This is a genomic window from Pseudoalteromonas sp. MelDa3 (assembly GCF_002863625.1).
GTDB lineage: Bacteria > Pseudomonadota > Gammaproteobacteria > Enterobacterales > Alteromonadaceae > Pseudoalteromonas > Pseudoalteromonas arctica.
In genome coordinates, this window is record NZ_PJBR01000028.1 from 1 (window position 1) to 26,154 (window position 26,154).

Genomic DNA, 26,154 nt, shown 5'->3' on the forward strand with positions numbered 1-26,154 from the left:
GCGGATCTGGTATATTTCGTTAACTGGTTCAAATAATAACAATTATTAATAATTAAGGTTGACCCGTGGTTTACAGACGCCCTCCATCGCGTTTTGGATTGAATTCTTTAAGTGTAAAACTATCGCTACTCATATCCGCTATTTGCTTAATAGCTGGGGTATGTGCGGCTGCCTTAATGCTTAAATCTGAAGAGAAGCAACTCGTTTTTGAAGAACACGAAGTTTTAAAAAGCTCGACAGACTTATTAGTGAAGCAATTTAATGAGCGCATTAAAACTAAAGTAAATATTGCTCAACAAGCTAATAACGTAGTAACACAACAACTTTTTCAACCCAATTCACCAATTAATTTAAGCAATAAATCACAGTTACAATTTAATAGTGACGGTACGATTCGCAGTGCCTCGGCTGATGGTTTATCAGCAGCATTTTTACCACAGCAAAATTACTCTCCTTTTTATAAACGCCTATTTAATGATTCTGAGATGCTGTGGCGTATAATTTCTCCTACACTGGTACACGACTTTTTTAACTTTTATCTAATAACAGATGATGATTTTATTCGTGTTTCTCCTCCTAATTGGGCATTAAACGCACCTGCCGACTTTAGAGCAACGAATGGCTCAACTTATAAATCGATTAAAAGCACGCTTGAAACAGTAAGAGAGCCTGCATGGTCAAAAGTCTATTACGATACAGTATGGCGCAAATGGGTTATTAGCTTACTAGTGCCAGTTTATGTCGATAATGAGTTTTTAGGTGTGACGGGGAGCGATATTTCCCTCAACAAACTTATTTCGTTTTTACCTGTTGGTGATAAAGAAAAACACCTACTTGTGTTTGATAGTAAAGGGCAATTGTTAGCGCACCCAGACTTAAATCCGACCTTACTAGCCGACTATGGTAGCGATAATAAAGCACTCGCTACTAATGAATTTGTAAACCCAGCACTGCAGTCGATTATTGATGATGTAATTGCGGTGAAATTACCTGAATACGCAAATTCGTTTGAAAAAAATGACGAAGCTCATATTATCAATATTCGTAAGATTGATGACTTAGATTGGTACATAGGGGTATATAAAAAGCGCTCATCTACGTTATCTGCATTACAAGATTTAAAACTGAAGTTTTTTGGTCTCTTTATTTTATACGCAATATTAGTTGCCTTATTGCTGCATCAAGCGCTTTATCAACTAGTCCTTCGCCGTTTACATACTTTGGTTTATGCAGTTACAAGTTTTGGCAAAGGTCAATTAACTACAGAATTTCCACCAGAAAATAAAGATGAAATTGGCACGCTTAATGGCTCATTTAGAGACATGACGGTAGAAATTCGCAAACTTATCGATGGCTTAAACCAGAGAATTACAGAAAAAGAAATTGCTGAAAAAGCAGCTAACCGTTTATCTAAAGCGGTAGCATTCTCGGGCACTGGCGTTGTGATCACCGATGAGAATTTTGTAATTGAATACGTAAATCCAAAAATGCTCGAAATGACAGGCTACCCAGAAAGTCATTTTAATAGAGCACCATTACTTAATATTATTGCCTCAGAAATGTCTATTTTAGTTGAAGATATAGACATAGATTTACGCAGCCGTAATTACTGGCGCGGTGATACATTAATTCAAGGCTTGAATAAAGAGCCAATTTGGGTGTCTTTAAGTGTTTCGCCAATTCGTGAAGAGGGCGGTGAAATAACCAGTTATGTAGCATCTGCACAAGACATTTCGTTTGTAAAAGAAAGCCAGCGTAAAATGGAGCAGCTTGCTTACTTTGACACCCTTACGGGCCTTGCCAACAGAACGTTTTTTAGAATGCAATTGCGTAAATCAATGGCATTAGCAGAACGTGGGCACTATGCATTTGCATTGTTTTACTTTGATTTAGACGAATTTAAACGTATTAACGATACATTAGGTCACGATGCCGGCGATCAATTATTAATTGAAGTGGCAAACAGACTTAAAAAACGTTTACGAGCCGAGGACACCATAGCGCGCTTAGGTGGTGATGAATTTGCAGTATTACTCAGTGGTATAGAAAGCCAAGCTCACGCGACTGATGTTGCCAATACAATTCAAAAAACACTGAATGTGCCTATAAAACTAGGTAGTAATGAAGTTATTGTGAGCGCGAGTATTGGTATTACAATGGCTCCGTACGATAGCCTAGAAGAAGATCAGTTATTAAAACATGCTGACTTAGCAATGTATGAGGCAAAAGCAAAAGGGCGTAATACATTCCATTTTTATAGCCAAGAATTGAACGCAGCTGCTAATGAGCGTTTATTTATTGAAAATGAGCTACGTATAGGACTAAAAGAAAAACAGTTTGTAGTTTACTACCAACCTCAAGTTGATAGTCGTACTCATCAGGTCATTGGCTATGAAGCGTTATTAAGATGGTTCCACCCAACTGAAGGCGCAATCCCTCCAGATAAATTTATTCCTATTGCAGAAGCGACAGGCCTTATAGTTGAATTAGGCGAATGGGTGCTTCAAGAGTCTTGTGATTTTGCCGTAAGATTAACAAAGCAAGGCTTAGAAAATAATATATCGATAAACTTATCGGCTCGCCAGTTCAAAGACTCAAGCTTAGTCTCAACACTGAGTAAAATGATAATTAGGACGGGTGTTTCGGCTAAGCGCCTTCACTTAGAGCTTACCGAAAGTATGCTAATGGGAAATGTAGAAGCTGCAATTACACAACTCCACGAGCTTAAAGCCTTAGGTATATCTATTTCTATTGATGATTTTGGTACTGGCTATTCGTCACTCAGTTACTTAAAACGATTCCCGGTTGATATATTGAAAATTGACCGTTCATTTGTAAAAGATATCCCTGAGGATACAAATGATATGGAAATCACTGCCGCTATTATTGCCATGGCGCAAAAGTTAAAGCTAGACGTGGTCGCAGAAGGGGTTGAGACAATAGAGCAGATGCAGTTTTTACAAAATAATAATTGTTTCATTGTACAAGGCTATTATTTTAGTAAACCAATTGCTGAGCACGAACTACCAAAATTGTATGAAAGGTTAAATGAACTCTCAAATAGCGAAGTAAGTAGTTAATAAAATTGCGGATTAACCACCCGCAATTTTAACTTTAAATTTTAACGCTTCTAAAATGGCTTTTAGTTTATCGCGGTCATCACCTTGCACTTCAATAATGCCTTCTTTTACTGCGCCGCCTTGGCCCATTTTGCTTTTTATAGTTTTAGCTAACTTTTTTAAATCATGATCTTTTGGATCAATGCCTACAACTAACATTACGCCTTTGCCTTTACGTCCTTTTGTTTGACGCTCAATGCGAATAAAACCATCTTTAAAAAGCTTAGCTTCTAACTCTTTTTCTGGTTTTGGCTGGTCAATGCGACCCATACTTGTTGAATATACTAAGTGACTATCACTCATACCTTACCTTTATGGATAAAAATTAATTAAATATTGGCGTAAATGATAGCAAATTTGAAGTTGTGTGTTTTTCTTTTTGCTAAATACTTTTAACAGGTTATATTTAGTTCAAAGGAAATATTATTGGAGTTTAATATGAGTTTAACTAAGAATGAATCAGTCGATGGCACTACATTAACAATACAAATCAAAGGTAAATTTGACTTTAATTTAGTGCAATCTTTTCGCCAAGCTTATGCCCAAATGAGCGAAAAAACAGTAAAGGTTATTATCGATTTAAGAGAGACTGACTACATGGATAGCTCAGCACTTGGCATGTTACTTAACATGAAAAAAACAATTGATAGCCAAGTGAAAACTATTGAAATAAGCAATTGCCAACCTCAGCTTAGAAAAATTCTACAAATTTCACGTTTTGATAAAAAGTTTGATATTAGCTAATGATACATGTGTTAATTGTAGATGATCAGGCGCTCAATCGCATTTTACTAAGTAAAATGCTTGAGCAAGAGGGTTATAAAATATCAGTGGCTTATAACGGGCTAGATGCACTTAATGTACTTAAAAGAGAGCAAATAGACGTTGTTTTACTTGATGTTTTAATGCCTGTAATGGATGGTTTTGAAGCTGCTGAAAAAATAAAGCAGCAGTATAGTGAAGTTTACTTACCGATTATTTTTATAACCTCCTTAGAAGATCAAGCAAGTTTTGAGCGCTGCCTCGAAGTGGGTGGCGATGACTTTATTCATAAACCATTTGAAAAAGTTATTCTGCATGCAAAAATTAAAGCACATATTCGCACCAGAGAGCTGAGTAAAAAAGCAAACCAACAAAAGAAATTGCTTGAATATCATCACAATCAAATTGAACGTGAACACGAAATAATTGAGCATATTTTTAATAACTCATTAGAAAACCAAGGTAAGTTTAAAGAGTATTTAGATTTTAATTTATCACCGGCCTCTATGTTTAACGGCGATATGTTTTTAGTAGCGCAAAGCCCAATCGGTAATTTGTATTGCATGTTGGGAGATTTTACGGGCCATGGCCTTGCAGCAGCTATTGGTGCACTACCAACTTCTCGTGTGTTTTATACTATGGTACAAAAAGGCATGGCGGTTAACGATATTGCCTGTGAGCTAAATACACTACTGTACAACCTACTACCTGGGCATATGTTTTGTGCTGCAACCATTATAGAGCTTAGTGCATCAGGTAAAAGTGTTTCTGCATGGATGGGCGGCTTACCCGATGCCTACCTAATAGATAAAGACGGTAATGTAAAACAAACATTAGAATCGCAGCATATGGCACTGGGGATTTTAGATGAACAAGAATTTGAATATGAAGTTATTCATTTTGAAACAAATAGTAATACACGCCTAGTATTAGCAACCGACGGTATTATAGAAACGGCAAACAAAGAGGATATATTTTTTGGGGAAGAGCGTTTTTTACAAACCTTAAAAAGTAAATCGATGATTAGTAGTGAAGACATAGTTGCTAATGTTACTAAGTTTGCAGATGGTACTAAGCAGCAAGACGATTTAAGCATTGTTTTACTAAACTGCCTGCCTTTAATTCCTGAGGAACAAGAGCGAGAAGCATTTTCTACTTTAGCTTTTAATTTGTCTTTGAGCTTAAACTCAGAGCAAATAAAAAAAACAGACCCCGTTTACGACGTCGTTAATATTTTAAGCAGTGTTGAGGGTCTAAATACTCATCGTTCTAATATATTTTTACTGTTGTCTGAGGCTTATAACAATGCGCTTGATCATGGTGTATTAGGACTTAACTCAGAAATTAAAAAACAAGAAGACGGCTTTTTTCGATATTACGAGTTGAGAGAGGCAGCCCTTGCTAAACTTACAGATGCCATGATTATTATTGATATGCGCTATTGCCCCGACACGCTCAGTTTATATTTTATTATTTGTGATTCAGGCCGAGGGTTTAGTAGTAAGCACGATGAGTTGGCAAAGGCTAATAACGAATTTGGCAGAGGGGTGTCTTTATTAGAAGAAATAGCCGAAAAAGTCACTTATAACGCCAGTGGTAACCAAGTTGAAATGTGCTACAAGTTGAGCTAGCTCTGTAAAAATATCCATGCTATTATTCTCGAAACTTTAGATGTATGGATGGCCAAATGATTTCTTCTTACTTAAAACAAGCACAACTTAGTGCTAATCCAGCTTTGATTTCAACAGAGCTTGAAAAGCTTGATCTACATTTAGCAAACACTGCTTTGCCTGATGTGTGTTGGGAGTATCAAATACCAGAGCTTGGCGAGGGCGGTGCATGTAGTTTATTTGGTTACTTACAAGATGAGCCATTCAAATTAACTGACTATATTAAAAATGATGAGCAAACACAGTTTAAGCTGGCTAATTTACAACGTATTGTAAGCTACATTGAGCAGCAAACGGGCGTTGATTGGTATGGTATTTATCAATCAACTAATACCCCTGAAGGTAATCAACTATTAAAATTGGCTTATCATGGAGCGCCTAGTCGTCCGTTGTTTCCTTTAACGCAAGCATTTGCAGCTGGCAGTAACAACGTACAGGTTGCGCTATCTCACAAGGGCCGCATTATTAATAACGTTGAGGCGTATTTATCACAAGGTGGTGAATACTACACATGCGATCCTAAAGTTAAATCAGAAACCTGCCTACCTTTATTTAATGCACAAAATGAATGCGTTGGTATTGTAGATGCAGAAGCCTTTAAAAATGATTTTTTTGATGAAAAGACACTTGCCGTTTTAATTGCATGTTGTATTAAAATTCCTCACTTTCTAGTGTAAATAACGCTAGTCAATATGATGTGCTTTTATGTTAAGCTTAGCTTAACAGCTAACCCCTAAATAACGATAAGAGATAGCCAATGTTCTCAGTATTAAAACCATTACCAACAGATCCTATTCTTGGCCTTATGGCGGCCTATAAACAAGATACAAACCCTAATAAAATTGATTTAGGTGTAGGTGTCTACAAAGATGAGCAAGGCAATACACCGGTTCTTAAAGCGGTTAAAAAAGCTGAAGCGTTTCGTCTTGAAAACGAAATGAGCAAATCTTACATTGGTTTAGCGGGTAATTTAGATTACTGCCAAAAAATGGAGCAGTTACTATTAGGTGAGCATCAAGTATTACTAGCTAACCGCGTACGTACTGCGCAAGCTCCTGGTGGTACGGGTGCACTTCGTGTTGCAGCTGAATTTATTAAGCGTTGTAATACAGACGCAACTGTTTGGGTAACTAACCCAACATGGGCTAACCATATTAGCTTGTTTGAAGCTGCAGGCTTAACAGTAAAAGAATACCCATATTACGATTACGAAAATAAAGATTTATTGTTTGATGAAATGATCAACACACTTAAACAAGTGCCTAAAGGTGATGTGGTTTTACTGCATGCATGTTGTCATAACCCAAGCGGTATGGATTTAAACGAAACACAGTGGAACACGGTTGCCGAACTGGCAAAAGAAGTTGGCTTTACACCACTTGTTGATATTGCGTACCAAGGCTTTGGTGCCTCACTTGAAGAAGATGCACGTGGCTTACGTATTTTAGCCGATGCAGTAGAAGAGCTAATTATTTGTTCTTCATGTTCTAAAAACTTTGGCTTATACCGCGAGCGTATTGGTGCATGTTCACTAATTGCAAAAGACAGCGCAACAGCAGATATTTCAAACTCTGTAATGCTAAGCGTTGTACGTAGTATTTACTCAATGCCGCCAGCGCATGGTGCTGACATTGTTAATACTATTTTAAGCAGTACAGAGCTTACACAATTGTGGCACTCTGAGCTTGATGAAATGCGTAGTCGTATAAATGGCTTACGTAGCTTAATTAAAGAAAGCTTAGCAACTAAAGATATTGCTCAAGACTTCTCATTTATTGAACGCCAAAACGGTATGTTTTCTTTCTTAGGTATTAATAAAGAGCAAATTGCTCGCCTACAAAAAGAATACGGCATTTACATAGTTGGCTCTAGCCGCGTAAATGTTGCAGGTGTTAGTCATTCAAATATTGAATACTTTTCAAATGCTGTAGCTGACGTTTGTAAATAAACGCAGTTAATATAAAAAACCGCACATCATAATGATGTGCGGTTTTTTATTATCTAAATTTAAACAAAAAGCAGCAATCTTTAACCGATAGCAGGAATAAGCCCCGCCATTTGCATAAACTGCGCAGCAATAATAGTTATGCCACATATAGCTGCTATACCAAGCCCAACATTCCCACTTTTAACTTGGTAGCCTGTTTTATTTGATGTTGTACGCTGTTTATAAACCATTGCTACAGGCAAAAATATTGCCAGTACAACAAGTGCTATTGCAGCGTACCCTAAGGCCATAATAAAGCCTTGAGGATAAAACAATGCAAAGCCAAGTGGCGGAATAAACGTAATTAAGGCCGTTTTAATTCGGTCTGTTTTATTGTCACCCTTTTTAAATGCATCAGCAAAAAAATCAAATAACCCTAAACTCACCCCTAAAAATGATGTCGCAAGTGCTAAATCAGCAAATAACTTAACGGCCGTTGCCACACTTGGGTTATGCGCAATACTTGCCACGCTAGATACAAACCCATTAAGACCTTGGCTGTTGAGTAAATCAGCTTGGCTCATAATACCTTGGCTAAGTAGTTGCCAAAAAATATAAATGACTAAAGGTAGGGCGGCTCCAGCAATCATTACTTTGCGCAGTACTTTTATTTCAACACCAACATATTTAACAATAGAGGGGATAGATCCATGAAAGCCAAACGAAGTAAATATAACCGGTATAGCTGAAAGGATTAACCCTTGCTCCACAGGCATCTCTAATAAGTGTTTACCCTGCACATAAGGAGTAAGCATGTAAAACAAGCTAGCTAATACAATAATTTTTATTGTAAATAACACTCTGTTTAGTTTATCTACCTTGCTAGTGCCTAGCGTTACCACACTTGCAATAATAACAGCGAGGATTACAGAGCCAAACTGTGGGGCTATATTTACATCAAAGCCTATATTTATACGCGCTTGGAGTTGTGCACCACCACCTGCAATATAAGCAGCGCATAAAGCGTAAAATAAAAAAACCATCGAAAAATTCGCAATATATTGTCCGCGCTTTCCAAGCCATAATTTAGCCAATGTATTTAACGTTGCATCGCGTGGTGCATATTGGTGTAGCTCTAACATGAGTAGTGCGGTGTAGGTCATTAGTAACCAGCTAGCAATTATTAATGCAAGTGCAGTACTAAACCCAAGCCCGGCAGATGCAATTGGCAATGCCAACATACCCGCACCAATAGTGGTGCCTGCAACAATTAACATGCTTCCAGTTGTTTTATTTTTAAGCACTTAATTACCTTAATTATTATTAATATTGATGCACCATATAACTAGTTGCTCAAATCTCAAATAGTTTTGTAATAAAAGAGCGGTATTAAAATGTAACTTACAATTTACAACTGTATTTATTAAGGACTTTAGTGTTTAAAAAGTACTAAAACACAGTAGTGAGCGTATAATTTATTCTTTGTTTTATTGATTCATATAAAGCGTAGGGATGGCACGTGCCAGTTAAAGTATCGTATTTTTTAATGGTTCTTATATGGTCCACTACACCACTGGGTATCGTGTGGAGTAGTGAAACTGTATCGCCAACACTTGCTGTGTTAATGCGGATGCTGGTGGGACTATTGTTAGGTGGCTTAATTGTTGCCATTACAAATATTAGAGTGCCTTGGAGCAAAAATGCATGCTTACTTTATTTTTATTCGAGTATAGGTATTTTTGGCGGTATGTTGTTGAGCTATATGGCAGCTAAAACAGTCCCTTCTGGTATTATTTCGCTTATGTTTGGCCTTGCACCTATTTTGTCGGGGTTGCTTGCTCAGCAATTATTAAATGAACCTAAATTTAGCCCGATTAAATTAGTTGCGTTAGCGTGCGCCTTAATTGGCTTATATTTTGTTAGTTATAACCAAGTACAAAACTCGCAAACTCAAGGGCTCGGGTTGCTTTATGTGTTTATGGCTGTCTGCTTTTTTAGTTTAAGTGGTGTGATGATCAAACGTGTACAGATTGCGATTCATCCTATGGCAACAACATTTGGTGCCTTAGTTTTTGTAACCCCACTCTTTTTTATTGCTTGGTGGTTATTAGATGGTGAGTTGCATATACAAAACTGGAGTGCAAAATCATTGTGGGCTATTGGTTATCTAGGAATATTTGGATCTTTAGTAGGGGCTTTGGCGTATTTTCATGTGCTGCAAAACCTAAATGCAAGCACGGTATCACTTACTACACTTATAACTCCTAGCTTTGCGTTAGGCTTGGGAGCTTGGCTAAATAATGAGTCATTAAGCCAAGAACTAATAATTGGTGCGGTTATTATTTTAATTAGTCTAGGTTTTTTCCAATTTGGTGATAAGTTTTTAAGGCGAAAGAAAGTAAACACAAATTAGCTTTACTACATTTTTTCTATTTGAATAATTAAACGACGGTTTTTGTCTCGGCTTAAAATGTTATCGTTATTATCAACAAAGCGTTTTTCGCCGAAACCGGTGGTTTGTACTTTTGTTTCATCAACACCCAAGCTCACCATATAATCTTTTATAGTTTTGGCGCGCTTGCGCGATAAATCTAAGTTATTCCAGCGTCCGCCATAACTATCGGTGTATGAGTCAATACTAATGGACTCTATGCTTGCATCATTTTTTAAATACTCAGCAATCTTATCAAGACGTTGTTGCGAGGATTTAGTTAATTTACTGCTGTTAGATTGATAGTTCATTACAGTAAACGAAATATCTTCAAAGCTGTAAGGGAGTAGCTCATCACGGCATTGTAAAAAAGCCCAGTAAGCTTGTTTAAAGTTTACGCTCGATATACCAATGGCAATTTTATCGGCACTGTTTTGCCAGTCTTGATAATAAAAAGTAGGGTAGTAGCCTTTTTCAAGCTCGGTAAGCATTTCCCATGCGGTTTTATTGCCTAGCTCGCCATCAAACTTTTTAAGTAATTTCATATTTGCAATATCGCGAGCGGGCAATCCTGCACGCCATGTAGGTGGCACTGCTTTTAAACCTGCAATTGCATAGTTATCTGGGCGTACAACCATATCTAAATTAAATGTTAAGTTTTTATTTTTACTTGCAGAAGCTTTAAATATAGCTTCACCGTAATAAGGAACTTCATGATTTAATTGGCATTGTAAGCGCGTTGTTTTAACGACTTCCCAGTTGGAGTTGTCTTGGGTTGCTGTGTATTGGCGCATAGCAGCTTGCGAGTGAGTACTGCAAAACACCGCACTTATACTAAGGCTAATAAATAACAACTTATACTTCATGGTGCTCTCCAGCTATCCGGGAATGCCAATAATTTGGCAAATTAACGACTGCAATGATTAGTTTGTTCTCTGTATAACTAACTTATAAGTTAAAGCAAGTTATGTGCCTACAATTTTAAAGCAATAAATACTTAAATCCCCTAGCCTAGGGGGCATCAATTTTGACATAATAGTCAGCTTACACGTATAAACAAAGAAGACTATGGCAAATACTGAGCAAACACCTTTCGCAAAACGCTTTCGTGGATTTTTTCCAGTTGTTATTGATGTTGAAACTGCAGGTTTTAACAAAGAAACAGATGCCTTGTTAGAAATAGCAGCCTCTGTTTTAAAAATGGATGACGAAGGACTGCTCAGCATAGATCATACTGTTCATTTTCATGTTCAGCCATTCGAAGGCGCTAATATAGAACAAGCAGCCATCGACTTTAACGGTATAGACCCGTTTTCACCATTACGTGGCGCAGTACCTGAAGATGAAGTAATTAAAGAAATATGTAAAGTAGTACGCAAAGCGCAAAAGGCTGCTGGGTGCCAACGCTCAGTTATTGTGGCGCATAATGCCGCATTCGATCATGGCTTTTTAAATGCAGCAATAGAGCGTAATAACATTAAGCGTACGCCATTTCATCCCTTCGTAAGCTTTGATACAACATCTTTAGCGGGTTTAGCGTTAGGGCAAACTGTATTAGCAAAAGCATGTAGAGCGGCTGGTATCGAGTTTGATAACAGCCAAGCGCACTCAGCGCTTTACGACACAGAACGTACAGCTGAGCTTTATTGTTTAATAGTAAACCGCTGGCAGCAATTAGGTGGTTGGCCATTAGCGCCACTAGATGACGCTGATGCTGATGCTGAAGTTGAAACAAAAAATGACGAAGAAACTAAAACGTCTGAGTAATTTTACCCTCAGTTAGCTTAACTAGGTGGGGCGGGTAAATACGCGAAAATTGTTTAGAATCTTTCGCTATTTTAAGCTCCACACCAGGGTGCATTAATTCATTTACTTTTAAACGACTGCTGGCAAGTAATTGCACTATTTTTTGCTTAATAAGTAGTTTTTGACTATGAATATGCGCAGAGCGTATTTTTATATGCTTTTCATTTTCAGTTATCTTATTCATGAATTGCTGACGCTGAGCAGCCCCCGCAATTTTACTCGCTTTTTCGCGAGCTTGTTGTAAAGCGGTTACTTTAGTCGCAAGTACTTTTTCAAAATCGGTTATTTGTGTTTGCTTTTGGCGAAGCTCAAACCAGAGCTGCGCTAAAAATACGCGTGTTTTAGTACCGGCTGGCGCGCCGAGCTCACCCGTTTCAATGCGCATAGCATCTAAAATATTACCGCCAATAATTTTACCTCGCGGGTCATTTGCTTTGCCTACACGTATTAATCGCCTAGCACTTAAATCACAATGTAGAGCTTGGCGTTCAATAAATAAATCTTGTTCGGATTTAATATTGCAGTACTGGGCATAACCAATCGAAATAGTTCGTTGAGCGGTTATACAGCACGTAAATGCTTCCTCGCCTTCACGTTTTCGGCCAATTGCGCCAAGCATAATGGTTACCGCACTTTTACTTTCAACAGTTCCTGATTCTACAAAACCAAGTACCGTAATATCACCGTTGGCTTTTACACGCATGCCGTCTTTAATATCGCCAGTAATAATTACGCTACCATCAAAATCAACATGGCCTGTACTTACATCTACGTTATCAAAGCATAAAACGTCATCTACACGCATACCACGGGGTAGGGCAACGGGCACACCTTTGCAGTCGGCAATAAGCATATTAGGATTATTAGGATCTACTTTTGTACCTTCGAAAGGCTGGAGTTGGTGATCTTTACCTGGTTTTGCACTAATTGAATCGCCAAATACCGTATAGCCTTCTTCTCCAGGGGTCGCTGCAATACGCTGCATTAAGGGAGTGCCAGGTTTTACGGTGATAATAGCGCCAAGGTTTTTCATATCAACCTTACCGCCTTCTTTAGCTTGTGGGCTGAGTACTCGGTCTTGAGCTGTTGAGCATAAACGCACAAATTTAGCATCGCTGCCTTCTTTTGGATTGCGCCCATGTGCAATTATGGCACTGTAAGAGCTTCCTGCTGGTTGCTCAAACTGCTGGCCCAAAAAGGTATCAAGCGCACGAGGACTTATTCCTTTTTTAACACCTGCATCAGCAAGTGCTTTTTGCGCGCCTTCCATAGACAAAAGTGCGCCACCTTTAGCGGTAGTTAATGTTGCTTCTGCGACCATGTTTTTTTCATCAATATTAATGACAAGCGACGCATCTACAGCTTTAGCAACGACAAGCGATACTTCCTGATAATTTTTAGTTGGCGCAAAAAGCTTTCCAATATTGGCAATGACAGCTTCGTACTCACTAAACTCAGATTGCTCTAGCATTTGCGTTAACTGAGTACTTGTAACAGGAAAACCACTATCAATAGGGTGACTTTCTAAAGAGACAAACCCTGTACTTTTATCAAATGAAAAAACCGACATTTATTAATTCCCTACTCTATGCCTGTTATTATTTTTATTTTTTACAACTAAAGGTTTAGAAATAGCAAAAACCTTAACTCCTCATTTGAACACAGGTTAAACACATTGTTAAGTAAATGTTTATATAGGCTTGCATAAACTAAATTTTGGTTACTTAACACGCGATTGGCTCATACAATTAAAATAAAGCGTTACTAGGCCTTGAGTATCAGTACTTTACTCAGTTATACTGTTTGTACGCTCTGAATTGAGTTACTAATTCAGGGGCTGATTAGGATTCGACGGAATTCAAGAAGCCCAAGGTGCATGTCGAGGTGCGGTTTGCCTCGTTAAACAGCCGCAACCTAAAGTAATCGCAAACGACGATAACTACTCTCTAGCAGCTTAGGCTGGCTAGCGCTCCTTCCATGTATTCTTGTGGACTGGATTTTGGAGTGTCACCCTAACACCTGATCGCGACGGAAACCCTGGCCGGGGTTGAAGCGCTAAAACTAAGCGGCCTCGCCTTTATTTACCGTGTTTGTCCGGGACTTAAAGGTTAATTAAATGACAATACTAAACATGTAGTACCGACGGTCGAGGCTTTTCGGACGGGGGTTCAAATCCCCCCAGCTCCACCAATAAAGGTTTTTGAACTCGTTATTCGAAAACCATAAGAAACCCGCAAATTTGTTAATCCAAATTTGCGGGTTTTTTATGGAATTTATAAAATAAAGTTTAAGTATTTATAATTGCGCGTAACTTCATTTTTATCGAAATTATAAAAATACTGAATAACGACAACATACTTATTAACAACGTTAGATTAAGTATTGGGTTGCTGCTTTGCTCATCCGCATTGGCTGGGGAGGTGTTGGTAGCTTGTGTGTTTTGCTGTTGCCTAATATAGCTTTGGCTGATCCAATCTACTGCGTTTATCCATTGTACTTTGGCGGGGTCAGTGTTGTTTAGCATCCCTATTGCGTGCTTATCGTTATCTAAGCTTTTTGAAAGTTGTATCAGTTGCTGCCAAAATTCATTTTTAGGGCCTAGGTCGTCTATTTCTTGTAGGTGCTGTTGTAATTTATCACCCCCCATCGTTTTTATATCAGCTTGTCCTGTACTTTGCGCGTAGCTATTTATTAGTGATGAAAAGCGACTAAAGTACTCATTACTTTTTTGCTGTGTAGGGTTAGCTGTTCGCTCGTTTGTTACTTTTTGTGTTGGTTGATTTAGGCTATTTTGATCAATCAAATATTGTTTATAGTTTTGGTAACTTAAGTTGTTTGTAGTTGTGTTATTTGTAGTTGTGTTATTTAGAGTGCCAAAGTTGTTTTTAAGTGCATTAACACTGATCACTACACCTACTAAGGTAATAATACAAAGTGCGCAATAGCAAAAGTACAATGCGCTTTTTAAAGTGTTACGCAGTAGTTTATATTTATTATAACTTTGCTTAATAGCTGCAGCTGTATTTGGGGCTTCGTCTGTATCTAGGCGTTCATTTTGTATTGAAATACTTTTGCCGTCAGTACTTTCACTAATGTGTTTATCTCTATTTTTACTGTGCTCAGTGAGTGCTATTTGATTATTTTGAGATTGAGAGGTTACAGTAGAGAGTTGCGGTTCTACTTTAGTAATCAAACCTAGCTTTTTAAGTGAGGATTCTGTTTTAACAGCATCAATACTCGATAAGTCTTTTTTTAAAGCGTAAGCTTTTCCATCAAATAACTGAACAACAATATTATGAGGAATATTAAGAAGTTGGCTGAGTTGTTCTTGGGCAGAGGTAAGGTCAGTATTTTGATATAACTGACCATTAAAAACAATTTTAAATGTAGCGCTCACGTTAGTACCTTGCTTGTGTAATTCCATTTTTGGAATTTTATTTTTATTATTTGATACACAAAGCTAACTTAACAGATAAAGGGTATGCTTTCTAATGATTTGCGATTAAAAAAGCCTTAACAAACAGCGTTAAGGCTTTGGCGTGTAGCTGTTACTTTATCGTTTAGCGAGTGATTTTACAGATTGCTTTTGATCACTTGCTGGTTGGGTTGCTTTGTCTATTAATGTTTCAAGTGGTTTATTTCGAACGCACATAAGTACTTTGTTCATTGCTTGGCATGTGCCTGTCGCTTTTTTATCATGGCTTGTGTAGCTGCAATCTTCATTAATGGCTTTTGCTTCACATGCTTCCCAAGGCGCATTTGAGCCGTGGCCTGCATGACTTAGCGCTGAGCATGAGGCAGCAAGTAAAAAGCCAGTGGTTAGTGCTTTTATCACGTTAAATATTTTCATTAGTATCTCAGTTAATTATTTGGCCAGAATGCGAGTTATCTTGCGGTAGCACCTTTAAAACAACCAATAAACATGTTTTCAGATACATCGGCTGCATGGTAGTGGTAACCGCGTGTATCGTCGGTGTGGCCCCTACATTCGTCTAAATCAGTGGGTTCTAATCCATCTTCGTTAAGCATGCCAAATATACCAAATCCATCGAGTGCATAACCCATCATGGCGGCATGACCGTCTGATTGAATTTGTGTTTGGCTACAACCTGCTTCACCGTGGTAGTGATAGCCTGCTACTAAGTTAATATGGCCAGCGCAATCATCAAAGGCTGCAATAGTGTATGCGCCTAAAATAGCCTCAACAGGGGCGGGTGCAGCAAGTACAACACCATTGAGAGCAACACCTACATTAGCGTTACCAATACTGCTATTTTGAGTGGTTGCAACAGGCGTTATTGGAATTAAAAATGATTCTGATATACCGCCATCAACATAATCAATAGAGCATTCTACGCAGTGGTTTTGGTATTGTTCTTCTACGTTTGGGCGTGCAGCGCCATCACACGATTCTTGTGTGTCGGTTACATTTACAAGGCCTGTACCTTCGTCGTATAGCTGCCAATGACTATCGTTATATAATGTAGGTAGATTTAAAATAAAGTCTCCGGTTATATCGTAAACCTCACCGGTGCCATCAAACCAAATACCGGCTTCGTCAGCTGTTGAGGTGATATTTTGAGGGCAAAATACACCAATCTCGTAATTTGAAGGCGCACCGGCAATATCAATTTTGTAGCATGAGGCTTCATCGCCATTACTTAGCGTACATGTTTGAGTGGTAATTGATGAAATGAGCGCATCGCTTTCAAAGTTAAAAGGGTCGACTTCTACAACAAAATCGGTTGAAGTATCTGTTGTAGTTCCCTCATCGGTGGTTGTTTCAGTTACAGCTGTACTTTCAGCATCGCTACCGTTACAGGCAGCTAAACCCAGTGCGAGTATGCACACTGCAAGCGGTGTCAAAATTGGTGTGTTAAATCTTCTCATCAAAAATATCCGGTAATGAAGTTGAATGTATAATATTTGTTAAATGTGCAAACAAAGTGCAAAAACAACGCAACATAGTACATAGCACGAGATAGAAGCTGATAAAGTTTCTCTAAATGTGTTTAGTACCTTTTATTGTTTAAAATACTGCGACTTAAAAGTACTTAAATAGGCAGTGGAGTTTTATGGATTTTTTATTTCCCGACAGCATGTCTTTATTTTTGTTTTTATTGTTAATGATCACCGCTGGCTTTACTTCTTTTATATCTGCTGCATTTGGTGCTGGTGGCGGATTAATGCTGCTTGTTGTTATGGCGTCGTTTATGCCAATGGCAGTTGTTGTGCCTGTGCATGGTTTAGTACAGCTTGGCTCTAATGCAAATAGGTTTTTACTCAGCTTTAAGCATATTGATAAAAGCATGTTTGTATATTTTGCGTTAGGCGGCTTAGTAGGGGCGGGGTTATCAAGTTTTGTTATTGATGATATATCGCTTGATGCTATGAAGTTAGTGGTCGCTATTTTTGTTATTTATTTACTGTGGGGTAAAACGCCACCTATAAAATTAACCTCTAAGGTGTGGCGTATGGTCGCCGGTGGAATAACTACTTTTATTTCTATGTTTGTGGGGGCAAGTGGCCCATTAGTTGGTAGCTGTTTATATATAAATAATTACGAAAAGTTAAAATTTACGGCAACGTTTTCGAGCATTATGAGTGTGCAGCATTTATTAAAAGCGATAATTTATGGCGCTGTTGGCTTTAGTTTTTGGCAATGGATACCGCTTGTAATTGCCATGGTAAAGTGGCGCTGTAGGAACTTGGTTCGGAATTAAATTACTTAAAAAGATGTCTGGGGATAAATTTAAGCATATTTTTAGGATAGTTTTAACGTTATTAACGCTACAACTTGGTTGGCAAGGTATAAAAATATTACTCCACTAATTTGCTTAGTGGAGTAAATTTAATTTTATTAAACATAAATTATTTAAGAGGATTAAATAATTCATTGCGCCAAAAAGTTACGGATATAGAGCGACTACACTGTAATTTTTTGCCTTATCGATGAATTACATATTCTTTGTAATAATTGTTCATACGTTTAATTAAATTGGTATTAAAGCTTATTTAACAGCGGCTTTAATTGGCTTGTCGCCATCAAACAACTTAAAAATGCGGTTACTAATAAATGAGTTGGTCGCAATATGTAATAATGCATTGGCTACGTTTTCGCGGCTAATTTTAGCTTCTGAACGATCACTTGGTTGCTGCGTAGTTACTTGCATTGATGCACTATCGTCAGTCAATGTACCAGGGCGAACAATGGTATAATTTAAACCACTATTTATTAGGTGCTCGTCAGCCATGTGCTTAGCAACTAAGTAAGGTTTTAAATCACCTTGAATCGAATCTGGATCGTCAGCACCAATCGAACTGACCATAATAAAGTGATTAACGCCGTGCTCTTTAGCGAATGTAGCTGCTTTTGTTGCAGCCCATAAATCAATGAGTACAGTTTTATCATCGCCTGTACTTCCACCAGAACCAGCAGCAAAAATCACTTGGTCACAGCCTTTCATGGCATCACCAAAATCGCCTTCAAGATCTTGCTCAACAATAGTTAAAAAAGAGCTGTTTAAATCGCTTAACTTATTTTTGTCACGCACTAATGCCACAACATTTTGCTCATTTTCTAAAAGTAGCTCAGTTGTCATTTTACCTATTTGTCCGCTTGCGCCAATAATTAGGGTCTTACTCATAATTAACTCCTTCCAATAAATAGTAAAAGTAATGTGCTTACAAACAGACCTTGGGGTAGGGGATTATTTTTAAAGGGTAAAAAAGAGTTTAAATGAGCTAATTTCAAAAAATACTTTAATTAAAATTCAATACTTAACTGAGCATTAAAATTAGCTGCTTTTGGCGTGTTTTTTAGAACTTTTTATTCAACCATTATACTCACTTCGGTCACATAACTACGGCGGTATAGACTAATACGGACTTTATGTTCTTGGTAATTATAAAACAAAGTGCGATATGTACTATTGCCATTTGTTTTTGAAGGTTCACCTAATTTTTGCTGATAAAAGCGAGTGATATCAGAAATTGAATCGGTTAAATAACCAGTACGTACCATTGGGTATTCGCTTGCTACATCCATCGTTGTAACAAACTCTTCAGGAAGTGGGATTTCAGTGACGTTTTGGCTGAGTACGTTAAACGATAGAGTGCATAGCAATATTATTAAAAATGCTAAATTTTTCATTAGAGTCCTTTGAGTAATAAATTCCTTTTATTGGTACTTATTTTACCTCAATAAGCACCAATGTCATTTAAATTTTATTACGAATTAAGTCTCGCACTATAAACCGAGCAGGGTGAATAGCTTGGCTTACACGTTCGCTTAATGGGCGGGGTTCGTTATTTAAACAACTTACGAGGTGGTCTGCACTTAGCGGTGCGCTACACAACGCGCGTGCACCAAAACCGGTAAAAATATGCAGGCCTTGTTGTGGTTTATTAAGTTGCTCATATTGGTAGCGTTTACCTAAACGTAGATTAGCAAAAGCCATTATATAATCACTTTGCTCGCACCATTGCCCTGCCATTGGCAGGTGATCTATAAATGTGCAGCGAACAGCCGCTTTTGCCGAGTTTATATTGCCAAGGGTGGAGGCAAATTCACTTTGCTGATAAAAGCTAAGTAGTTGCTCTTGGTTTAATTGGTTGTCGAGCGCTGTAACTTGGCGGCTTTTAGTGTTTTTTTCAAATGTGGCACCCATACAGTGATGATCTAAATAAGCCGGGGTAAAATACCCTTTATGGCATAGCACTGTTTTAAGTTTGCGTGATTGCTCACTTGCCTCAATATGTGAAACCTGACCGCGTACGCCCACTATAGGTAGCGCTTTTGTTTGCTCAAATGCATCGCTGTGCTCACCTGCACAAATAATTACATCGCTAAACGGGCCTAGCTGCTCATCATTCGTTAATAAAAACCAACCGTTGTCAGTTTTTTTAAGCTGCTTTATATTGCAGTTAAACACGCTTTTAAATGGGTTTATGCTATTTGCAGCGCTTAGCATAGCGTTTACTAATTGCGGCGGGTTAACCCAGCCGCCTTGTTCAAAAAATACGCCTGAATAACCTGTTGTTACGCCGGCTATTTCATCGCCTTGCTCTGCGGTTACGTTACGCATTAGCTGGGTTGGCCACAGTTGCTTTTGTGCTAAGTTTTCGTGCTTATCAGCGAGAGGTTTTTTCACTGCGTGTTGTAATACGCCGCACCAATCGTAATCAAAATTAAAACCACTGCTAAGTAAGTTGTTATATAGGCGTTTTGCGTATAAAAAGCTATGTGCAAACAATTCACTGTGTGGCGAGTTTTTAGCTTGTAGGTGAGGGTAAATAGCGCCTTGCACATTGTGCGATGCCCCCATTGCAGGCTTTTCATCTTGGCAGAATAATTGGCTGGTTAGGCCTCGTTTAGCCAAGCTGTATAAAATACAGCTACTGGCAATACCACCGCCAATGACCGCTACATTTTTTAAAGTACTGCTATCTTGATTAAAATAAGCGGGGGTTGATTGAGCGTTATTAACATGTTTAAGTTGGCCAGTAAGCATATCTTCTTTTTGATTAAAATTTTTGGCTTTTTTAGTACTAAAGCCAGCCTCTATTAATCCTCGTTGAACAAAGTCAGCGGCAGTAAAAGTCGATAAGGTTGCATTAGCTCTTGTTATATCAGCCATGGAGTTAAATAAACTTTGCTGCCACATATCAGGATTTTCACTTGGCTCAAGCCCATTTAAATACCAAGCATCAACAATTCCTGTTTGCGGGTAGCTCATTGCTTGTATTGATTCAAGCGCATCACCAAAGTATAAATCGAGAACAACATTGCCATTATTAAATTCGAGCCGGTGGCATCCTTCTAAATTAATTGGGTAGTTTACTGTTAATTGCTCACTAAAATAACTTAAGGTAGGCCAAGCGGTTAATGCTTGTTTTAAGTCTGTTAATGTTAAGGGATACTTTTCAAACGAAATATAGTGTAGGCGTTTTACGCTTTTTTCACATTCATTTTGAACTTGCATCCGCTCAAGGTGGTCTTTAAAGCGTTGCCACGTATTTAAAAAGTTTAAACCGGTGCCAAAACCGGTTTCGGCAATAACAAAATGTGATTGGTCATGATTTTGTAATCGTACATCTATATTATTTTGCTCATAGTACACATAATGCGATTGAGCTAAGCCATCGTCATTAGAAAAATAAATATCACCGGAGTCATTAGTCAAAGGTGTACCTAAATTATTAATGTGACTATGTGCGTTCTTAATCATAATTTTTTAAATTTATAGATATATTTTTAATTATTTTACGGGTTTTCTTTGTAATAGTCTGGCGTTATTTATAAGCTAGCAGTTCAGAGTACAAGTGTACGCTAGAAAGCTGACCACTTAGGTGATTAAATTCGCGTAAAATAGAATGCAATTAAGTATTAAGCTAAGGGAATTACCCATGAGAAGAGCTGTAATTACAGGTATCGGTGTTGTATCAAGCATTGGTAACAACAAAGAAGAAGTATTAGAATCGTTAAAAACGGGCAAAAGCGGCATCGCTTTTAACCAAGAATTTGCCGATTATAAGTTACGTAGTAACGTATCGGGTAAAATTGATATTGACGTTAAAGCACATGTTGACCGCAAAGCAATGCGCTTTATGGGCGATGCTGCTGCATATTCTTATATTTCGATGACTCAAGCAATTGAAGACTCAGGTTTGTCTGACGACCAAGTATCAAATGAGCGCACGGGTATTATTGTTGGCTCTGGCGGTGGTTCGTCTAAATGGCAGGTAGAAGCTGCTGATATTTTACGTGAAAAAGGCGTAAAACGTGTAGGGCCTTATATGGTTCCACGTACTATGGCGAGTACTACATCTGCTTGTTTAGCAACACCTTTTAAAATTAAAGGTGTTAACTACTCAATTAGCTCTGCATGTGCAACATCTGCGCATTGTATTGGTAATGCAGTAGAACAAATTCAATTAGGTAAGCAAGATGTTGTTTTTGCTGGTGGCGGTGAAGAACTACACTGGACATTGGCAATGGAATTTGACGCTATGGGCGCACTTTCTACTAAGTACAACGAAACACCAGAAAAAGCGTCTCGTACATACGATGCAAACCGCGATGGTTTTGTTATATCTGGCGGCGGCGGTATTGTTGTAGTTGAAGAACTTGAACATGCACTTGCACGTGGCGCGCACATTTACGCTGAAATTGTTGGTTACGGTGCAACATCAGATGGCTACGACATGGTTGCTCCATCTGGCGAAGGTGCAGCACGTTGTATGCGCCAAGCTATGCAAGATGTAGACAGTATTGATTACTTAAACACGCATGGTACATCTACACCTGTAGGCGACGTTAAAGAGCTTGGTGCGATTCAAGAAGTGTTTGGTGGTAAGTCACCAATGATCAGCGCAACTAAAGCAATGACGGGTCATGCCCTAGGTGCTGCAGGTGTTCACGAAGCTATCTTTTCATTATTAATGCTAGAGCACAGCTTTGTAGCGCCTTCAATTAATATTGATGAGCTAGATGAGCAAGCGGCAGGTTTAGATATTATTACTGAACGTCGTGATGTTGAGTTAAATACTGTAATGTCTAATAGCTTTGGCTTTGGTGGCACAAACGCGACTTTAGTTATGAGTAAGTACAAAGGTTAATTTGAGCTTATAAGCCCTAAATATGTAAATACATGTCAGGGCTAAATTGCTTAAAACAAAAAAGGAAAGCCGAGGCTTTCCTTTTTTATTATCGAAAGTTAAATTAACCTTCGTTATGTTCTTTACGCGCTTGCTCAATTTCGTCAGCAATATCTTGCGCTTTCTGCTTAGTTTTTTCAGTTAACTCGCCAGCAGCTTCTTTGCTTTTAATCCATGCATCAACCGCAATCTCTTTGCCGTCGTCGTACATGTCTAAGCCCATTGTTTTACTTTGCTCTAATAGCTCGTTTAAAGACTCATCATTTTTAAGATCGTTAGTTGTCTCTTTAACGTCGTTCCATGCATCACCAAGCTTTTCTTGCATTTGTGCGCTTTTATCTTTTGCATCTTCTTTTACTTCGTTGGCATCTTCACAACCAGTTAATGTAATTAAAGTGCCTAATAAAGCTAAACCTGCTAATTTATTCATGTGCTATCTCCTTTAGAGACTGATAATTAATTCGAGGCAGACTATACAACAATGAAAATGAACGCCCCCGTAACAAAACGATTAAATTTTAAATTAATGAGTGAGCACGATTGGCCTCAATTATTTGAACTCGATCAAGACCCCGCCGTAATGCAGTATTTAACGCGAGGCGTACCTACCTCTTTAGAACAAATAAAAAATGAGGGAGTGCCTCGTATGCTCGCATATAGAAATGAGCTAAAAGGCTGGGGGCTGTGGAGTATCACTCTAAAGCAAACCAATACATTTATTGGCTGGGTATTAATAAGACCTATGAATTTCTTTAGTGATGCACCAAATTACAGCGATATTGAAATAGGTTGGCGCTTTAAACAAGCGAGTTGGGGGCATGGTTATGCAACCGAGGCGGCTTTAGCATTATGTGATGAACTCATTAAGCAAGATGACGTTAAGGCGATGAGCGCAACTGCACTAAAAGATAATACGGCCTCTATAACAATAATGAAAAAGTTAGGCCTGCAATTTATAAAAAATTATACACATACAGATGAGCAAGGCGACTTACCCGCGGTACTTTATTCAAAAAACGTTTGAAGATGATTAAATATCAACAGTATAAAGATTGACCTGTCCTTAAATGACGTGCATTAATATGGGCAACAAAAATAATAAATTAAGGATGTTGTATGGGATTGTTTTTTTCACCACGTAAATTAATCGTCAAAAGTGTACTGGTTTTACAGTTCACTACTTTTAGTGTTTTGGCGCAGCCTTTAGCGCAAAGCGCGGTCGCAATGCCTGACTCGTTCAGTGCCGATGCTGCTAAAAGTATATTAGAGCAAGGCGGTAATGCTGTTGATGCGGCTATTACGGCACAATTTGTACTTGCAGTGACGCTTCCTGAAGCCGGAAATATTGGCGGCGGGGGATTTATGCTTATTCAAAAAGATGGCAAAGGCGATTTTATAGATTATCGCGAGACAGCACCAACAGCGGCTCATCGTGATATGTATTTAGATGAGCAAGGTAATGTTATTGCAAACAAATCAATATATGGCATTCACGCAAGCGGTGTACCTGGCAGTGTAGCGGGTATGTGGCTTGCCCATCAAAAGCATGGCACTTTAAAGTGGGAAACACTAGTACAGCCTGCTGTAACGTTGGCTGAGCAAGGGTTTGTAGTTCCGCCTAAGTTAGCAAAAGGTGTTAGCCATTATATAGCCCATCTAAAAGAGCAAAAAATAAATGTAAACTTTGAAAAATATTTTGCTGATGTAAAAGCCAATAAAATCTTTAAGCAACCCGAGCTAGCGGCAACGCTAAAGCGTATTCGTGATAACGGCCAAGATGGATTTTATAAAGGCGAGACTGCAAATATTATTGCTAAATTTATGCACCAGCATGGCGGTATTATTAATCAAGATGATTTAAAAAATTATACCGCTAAATCACGTACACCCATTAAAGCGAGTTGGAATGGTTATGAAGTACTTACTTCGCCACCGCCGAGTTCAGGTGGTATTGCTATTTTACAGTGGCTCAAAATGTATGAGTTACAAAAACCAGATGCAGGCTTAGCGCATAACTCTACTCAGTATGTGCATTTACTTTCTGAAATAGGTAAACGTGTATTTGCAGATAGAGCAGAATATTTAGGCGACCCTGATTTTTTTGATGTTCCAGTAAACGCGTTAACTAATATTAACTTCCTCAAAGAGCGCAGTAATGGCATTTCGTTAACCGCTATCTCGACTACCGAAAATATTAAACCGGGCCTTAAAGAAAGTGAGCAAACTACGCACTTTTCAATCGTTGATAAAATGGGTAACGCTGTAGCAAATACCACCACAATAAACTTAGGGTTTGGTAGCGGTGTCGTTGTTGAAGGTGCAGGATTTATTTTAAATGATGAAATGGACGACTTTAGCGCCAAACCAGGCGTTATGAATGTGTTTGGTGCAATAGGCGGTAAAGCTAATGAAATACAGCCACACAAGCGTATGTTGAGTTCTATGACACCTACAATACTACTTAAAGACAACACCGTTAAAATGGTGACAGGCTCGCCTGGTGGCACAACCATTATTAGCTCTGTGTACGAATCTATCTTAAATGCGATAGAGTTTGATATGACTGCAGAGCAGGTTGTAAATAGCCCTCGTTTTCATCATCAATTGTGGCCTAAAAATATAATTAGAACGCACATAGGTTTAACCGATAGCGTAAAAGCAGAACTCACCAAAATGGGTTACACCATAGACGAGAATCACTTTGGTGACTTACACGTTATTATTAATAAAGAGGGCCAATTAGATGCCGCTTCTGAAGCATCAGGGCGCGGTAAATCAATTGTTTTTTAAATAAAAAAACACCGCGCTAAAAAGCGCGGTGTTTAAAATAATAAAAACTTATTGAGTATCAATTAAATCTTCAACACCCACTATTAGCCATGGAGCATCGTCTGAAATTAGGCGCTCTAAGTGCCAAATTTCTAAAATAGGCTGTTCTTTTTTATCGCCTAAATCACGGTACTTACCTTTAAAGCGAACACTAACCTGCCACGATTGCGCATTTGTATCTGCACGCACAAGTTTGGCATCAATAAACATTACTTCAGTGTCTACACTCTGTATAGCTTCACGCTCAGCTTTAAATTCGGCAACAAGTGCAGGGCTTAAGTATTCAGCCATTGTGGTGTAATCGGCATTATTCCATGCAGTTTGTAGCGTATGGTAATGACTACGGGCACCTTGCAAAAAGCCATTAACGTCAAAGTTAGGTGGTAAATTAAAAGGGACACTTTCACCTTGTGGGGCGCTGTTAGCAAAGCCTGTACTCATTGGCTGCTCGATTGGTGCTTGTTTAAATGCATTTTGCTGAGCACTTGTATCTGCACTGGCATTTGCAAGTTGTGGGGCACGATTAGCACGTAAAAAGCCTGTTACTAGCTTAAATAAAATAAATAGTCCGCCAGCTAATAAAATCATTTCTAATAGCTTAAAACCTTCAAAATCGTCGCCTAACATTGCTGCAATTAAGCCACCCGCTAAAAGACCACCCAAAACGCCAGCCATAATGCCTTTTTTATTTGATGTGGCTTTAGGTGCTGCTGTTGGGGTTGTTGTATCTGCTTTTTGTTTTTGTGCTGTTTGTTGTGTTGCAGGAGTTTGTCCACGTTTGCTACTGCCAAACTTTTTACGTGCGTGTGCATCAAAACTGGCAGTACATAATAATGCCAATAATGAAAAAATAACGATGATGTTCTTCATGAAATTCCCTAATTAAAATCGAGCCGCGATTATAATTTACTTTCTTAAGGAGTTTAATTAATTACTTTAAAAATCAGAGGT

General features: G+C 38.4%; 22 protein-coding genes, 1 other RNA gene and 1 pseudogene. 12 read left to right on the forward strand and 12 right to left on the reverse strand.

Annotation, left to right across the window (positions count from 1 at the left end):
- Positions 1-65 precede the first annotated feature (65 nt).
- Positions 66-3,080, forward strand: a complete 3,015-nt coding sequence (locus tag CXF89_RS07810) for a bifunctional diguanylate cyclase/phosphodiesterase (RefSeq protein ID WP_021032079.1) — start codon at positions 66-68, stop codon at positions 3,078-3,080.
- 12 nt (positions 3,081-3,092) lie between these two features.
- Here the strand turns inward: CXF89_RS07810 and CXF89_RS07815 are convergent, their stop codons facing one another.
- Complete coding sequence (locus tag CXF89_RS07815) at positions 3,093-3,422, reverse strand: SUI1 family translation initiation factor (RefSeq protein ID WP_121954291.1); 330 nt, start codon at positions 3,420-3,422, stop codon at positions 3,093-3,095.
- A gap of 135 nt (positions 3,423-3,557) precedes the next feature.
- Here CXF89_RS07815 and CXF89_RS07820 point away from each other — a divergent pair, with 135 nt between their 5' ends.
- From CXF89_RS07820 to CXF89_RS07835, 4 genes are all read left to right on the forward strand, one after another.
- Complete coding sequence (locus tag CXF89_RS07820; protein ID WP_002962948.1) at positions 3,558-3,863, forward strand: STAS domain-containing protein; 306 nt, start codon at positions 3,558-3,560, stop codon at positions 3,861-3,863.
- Complete coding sequence (locus CXF89_RS07825; RefSeq protein ID WP_121954292.1) at positions 3,863-5,512, forward strand: SpoIIE family protein phosphatase; 1,650 nt, start codon at positions 3,863-3,865, stop codon at positions 5,510-5,512. The genes CXF89_RS07820 and CXF89_RS07825 overlap by 1 nt, the downstream gene beginning before the upstream one ends.
- 56 nt (positions 5,513-5,568) lie before the next feature.
- On the forward strand, positions 5,569-6,228 hold the full coding sequence (locus CXF89_RS07830) for a GAF domain-containing protein (protein WP_121954308.1): 660 nt from the start codon (positions 5,569-5,571) through the stop codon (positions 6,226-6,228).
- An 80-nt stretch (positions 6,229-6,308) separates the two neighbouring features.
- The gene (locus CXF89_RS07835; protein WP_010554636.1) at positions 6,309-7,499 is read left to right on the forward strand and encodes an amino acid aminotransferase; all 1,191 of its coding nucleotides are present in this window, start codon (positions 6,309-6,311) and stop codon (positions 7,497-7,499) included.
- 80 nt (positions 7,500-7,579) lie between these two features.
- Here the strand turns inward: CXF89_RS07835 and CXF89_RS07840 are convergent, their stop codons facing one another.
- Entirely contained in the window at positions 7,580-8,782 is a 1,203-nt protein-coding gene (locus CXF89_RS07840) for an aromatic amino acid transport family protein (RefSeq protein WP_010554637.1), read from the reverse strand.
- Positions 8,783-8,997: 215 nt separating this feature from the next.
- Between CXF89_RS07840 and CXF89_RS07845 the strand changes: the two genes are divergently transcribed.
- Entirely contained in the window at positions 8,998-9,891 is an 894-nt protein-coding gene (locus tag CXF89_RS07845; RefSeq protein ID WP_121954293.1) for a DMT family transporter, read from the forward strand.
- A gap of 5 nt (positions 9,892-9,896) precedes the next feature.
- On the opposite strand, the gene CXF89_RS07850 is transcribed toward CXF89_RS07845, so the two are convergent.
- Positions 9,897-10,775 carry a flagellar protein MotY gene (locus CXF89_RS07850; RefSeq protein WP_121954294.1) on the reverse strand — a complete coding sequence of 293 codons (879 nt, stop codon included), beginning with the start codon at positions 10,773-10,775 and terminating at the stop codon, positions 9,897-9,899.
- 202 nt (positions 10,776-10,977) lie between these two features.
- On the opposite strand from CXF89_RS07850, the gene rnt reads away from it, so the two are divergent.
- Positions 10,978-11,676 (forward strand): ribonuclease T, encoded by a 699-nt coding sequence (gene rnt, locus CXF89_RS07855; protein ID WP_121954295.1) that lies wholly within the window; start codon positions 10,978-10,980, stop codon positions 11,674-11,676.
- Here the strand turns inward: rnt and CXF89_RS07860 are convergent.
- The gene (locus CXF89_RS07860; protein ID WP_121954296.1) at positions 11,660-13,285 is read right to left on the reverse strand and encodes a DUF342 domain-containing protein; all 1,626 of its coding nucleotides are present in this window, start codon (positions 13,283-13,285) and stop codon (positions 11,660-11,662) included. The genes rnt and CXF89_RS07860 overlap by 17 nt on opposite strands.
- Positions 13,286-13,548: 263 nt before the next feature.
- Between CXF89_RS07860 and ssrA the strand changes: the two genes are divergently transcribed.
- Positions 13,549-13,905, forward strand: a transfer-messenger RNA (tmRNA) gene (gene ssrA, locus CXF89_RS07865).
- A 97-nt stretch (positions 13,906-14,002) separates the two neighbouring features.
- On the opposite strand, the gene CXF89_RS07870 is transcribed toward ssrA, so the two are convergent.
- The 3 genes from CXF89_RS07870 to CXF89_RS07880 form a co-directional block, all read right to left on the reverse strand.
- Complete coding sequence (locus CXF89_RS07870; RefSeq protein ID WP_257983188.1) at positions 14,003-15,112, reverse strand: hypothetical protein; 1,110 nt, start codon at positions 15,110-15,112, stop codon at positions 14,003-14,005.
- 156 nt (positions 15,113-15,268) lie between these two features.
- Entirely contained in the window at positions 15,269-15,565 is a 297-nt protein-coding gene (locus CXF89_RS07875; protein WP_007581994.1) for a hypothetical protein, read from the reverse strand.
- A 35-nt stretch (positions 15,566-15,600) separates the two neighbouring features.
- Entirely contained in the window at positions 15,601-16,605 is a 1,005-nt protein-coding gene (locus CXF89_RS07880; protein ID WP_121954298.1) for a YHYH protein, read from the reverse strand.
- Positions 16,606-16,790: 185 nt separating this feature from the next.
- Here CXF89_RS07880 and CXF89_RS07885 point away from each other — a divergent pair.
- Positions 16,791-17,547, forward strand: a pseudogene (locus CXF89_RS07885) (sulfite exporter TauE/SafE family protein).
- Between the two features lie 179 nt (positions 17,548-17,726).
- Here the strand turns inward: CXF89_RS07885 and CXF89_RS07890 are convergent.
- The 3 genes from CXF89_RS07890 to mnmC form a co-directional block, all read right to left on the reverse strand.
- On the reverse strand, positions 17,727-18,362 hold the full coding sequence (locus CXF89_RS07890) for an SDR family oxidoreductase (protein ID WP_007581997.1): 636 nt from the start codon (positions 18,360-18,362) through the stop codon (positions 17,727-17,729).
- A gap of 182 nt (positions 18,363-18,544) precedes the next feature.
- The gene (locus CXF89_RS07895; RefSeq protein ID WP_121954299.1) at positions 18,545-18,868 is read right to left on the reverse strand and encodes a hypothetical protein; all 324 of its coding nucleotides are present in this window, start codon (positions 18,866-18,868) and stop codon (positions 18,545-18,547) included.
- A gap of 67 nt (positions 18,869-18,935) precedes the next feature.
- Positions 18,936-20,945: a bifunctional tRNA (5-methylaminomethyl-2-thiouridine)(34)-methyltransferase MnmC2/FAD-dependent 5-carboxymethylaminomethyl-2-thiouridine(34) oxidoreductase MnmC1 gene (mnmC, locus tag CXF89_RS07900; protein WP_121954300.1), complete on the reverse strand. Its 2,010-nt coding sequence runs from the start codon at positions 20,943-20,945 to the stop codon at positions 18,936-18,938.
- 178 nt (positions 20,946-21,123) lie between these two features.
- Here mnmC and fabB point away from each other — a divergent pair, with 178 nt between their 5' ends.
- Entirely contained in the window at positions 21,124-22,335 is a 1,212-nt protein-coding gene (fabB, locus tag CXF89_RS07905; RefSeq protein WP_007582000.1) for a beta-ketoacyl-ACP synthase I, read from the forward strand.
- A gap of 103 nt (positions 22,336-22,438) precedes the next feature.
- Here fabB and CXF89_RS07910 read toward each other — a convergent pair whose 3' ends face one another.
- A complete protein-coding gene (locus CXF89_RS07910; RefSeq protein ID WP_024591652.1) occupies positions 22,439-22,804 on the reverse strand; it encodes a hypothetical protein in 366 nt (121 codons plus the stop codon).
- A gap of 51 nt (positions 22,805-22,855) precedes the next feature.
- Between CXF89_RS07910 and CXF89_RS07915 the strand changes: the two genes are divergently transcribed.
- Together CXF89_RS07915 and ggt are read left to right on the forward strand one after the other, a co-directional pair.
- Positions 22,856-23,398 carry a GNAT family N-acetyltransferase gene (locus CXF89_RS07915; RefSeq protein ID WP_121954301.1) on the forward strand — a complete coding sequence of 181 codons (543 nt, stop codon included), beginning with the start codon at positions 22,856-22,858 and terminating at the stop codon, positions 23,396-23,398.
- Positions 23,399-23,490: 92 nt separating this feature from the next.
- Positions 23,491-25,164 carry a gamma-glutamyltransferase gene (gene ggt, locus CXF89_RS07920; protein ID WP_121954302.1) on the forward strand — a complete coding sequence of 558 codons (1,674 nt, stop codon included), beginning with the start codon at positions 23,491-23,493 and terminating at the stop codon, positions 25,162-25,164.
- Between the two features lie 48 nt (positions 25,165-25,212).
- Here the strand turns inward: ggt and CXF89_RS07925 are convergent, their stop codons facing one another.
- Positions 25,213-26,073 (reverse strand): Tim44 domain-containing protein, encoded by an 861-nt coding sequence (locus CXF89_RS07925; RefSeq protein WP_121954303.1) that lies wholly within the window; start codon positions 26,071-26,073, stop codon positions 25,213-25,215.
- Between the last annotated feature and the right edge of the window lie 81 nt (positions 26,074-26,154).

Bases quoted from the DNA above. Each gene is read 5' to 3' on its own strand.
- CXF89_RS07815 (WP_121954291.1), bottom strand. From the start codon at position 3,422: ATGAGTGATAGTCACTTAGTATATTCAACAAGTATGGGTCGCATTGAC.
- CXF89_RS07820 (WP_002962948.1), top strand. From the start codon at position 3,558: ATGAGTTTAACTAAGAATGAATCAGTCGATGGCACTACATTAACAATA.
- CXF89_RS07825 (WP_121954292.1), top strand. From the start codon at position 3,863: ATGATACATGTGTTAATTGTAGATGATCAGGCGCTCAATCGCATTTTA.
- CXF89_RS07830 (WP_121954308.1), top strand. From the start codon at position 5,569: ATGATTTCTTCTTACTTAAAACAAGCACAACTTAGTGCTAATCCAGCT.
- CXF89_RS07835 (WP_010554636.1), top strand. From the start codon at position 6,309: ATGTTCTCAGTATTAAAACCATTACCAACAGATCCTATTCTTGGCCTT.
- CXF89_RS07850 (WP_121954294.1), bottom strand. From the start codon at position 10,775: ATGAAGTATAAGTTGTTATTTATTAGCCTTAGTATAAGTGCGGTGTTT.
- rnt (WP_121954295.1), top strand. From the start codon at position 10,978: ATGGCAAATACTGAGCAAACACCTTTCGCAAAACGCTTTCGTGGATTT.
- CXF89_RS07860 (WP_121954296.1), bottom strand. From the start codon at position 13,285: ATGTCGGTTTTTTCATTTGATAAAAGTACAGGGTTTGTCTCTTTAGAA.
- CXF89_RS07875 (WP_007581994.1), bottom strand. From the start codon at position 15,565: ATGAAAATATTTAACGTGATAAAAGCACTAACCACTGGCTTTTTACTT.
- CXF89_RS07880 (WP_121954298.1), bottom strand. From the start codon at position 16,605: ATGAGAAGATTTAACACACCAATTTTGACACCGCTTGCAGTGTGCATA.
- CXF89_RS07890 (WP_007581997.1), bottom strand. From the start codon at position 18,362: ATGAGTAAGACCCTAATTATTGGCGCAAGCGGACAAATAGGTAAAATG.
- CXF89_RS07895 (WP_121954299.1), bottom strand. From the start codon at position 18,868: ATGAAAAATTTAGCATTTTTAATAATATTGCTATGCACTCTATCGTTT.
- mnmC (WP_121954300.1), bottom strand. From the start codon at position 20,945: ATGATTAAGAACGCACATAGTCACATTAATAATTTAGGTACACCTTTG.
- fabB (WP_007582000.1), top strand. From the start codon at position 21,124: ATGAGAAGAGCTGTAATTACAGGTATCGGTGTTGTATCAAGCATTGGT.
- CXF89_RS07910 (WP_024591652.1), bottom strand. From the start codon at position 22,804: ATGAATAAATTAGCAGGTTTAGCTTTATTAGGCACTTTAATTACATTA.
- CXF89_RS07915 (WP_121954301.1), top strand. From the start codon at position 22,856: ATGAAAATGAACGCCCCCGTAACAAAACGATTAAATTTTAAATTAATG.
- ggt (WP_121954302.1), top strand. From the start codon at position 23,491: ATGGGATTGTTTTTTTCACCACGTAAATTAATCGTCAAAAGTGTACTG.
- CXF89_RS07925 (WP_121954303.1), bottom strand. From the start codon at position 26,073: ATGAAGAACATCATCGTTATTTTTTCATTATTGGCATTATTATGTACT.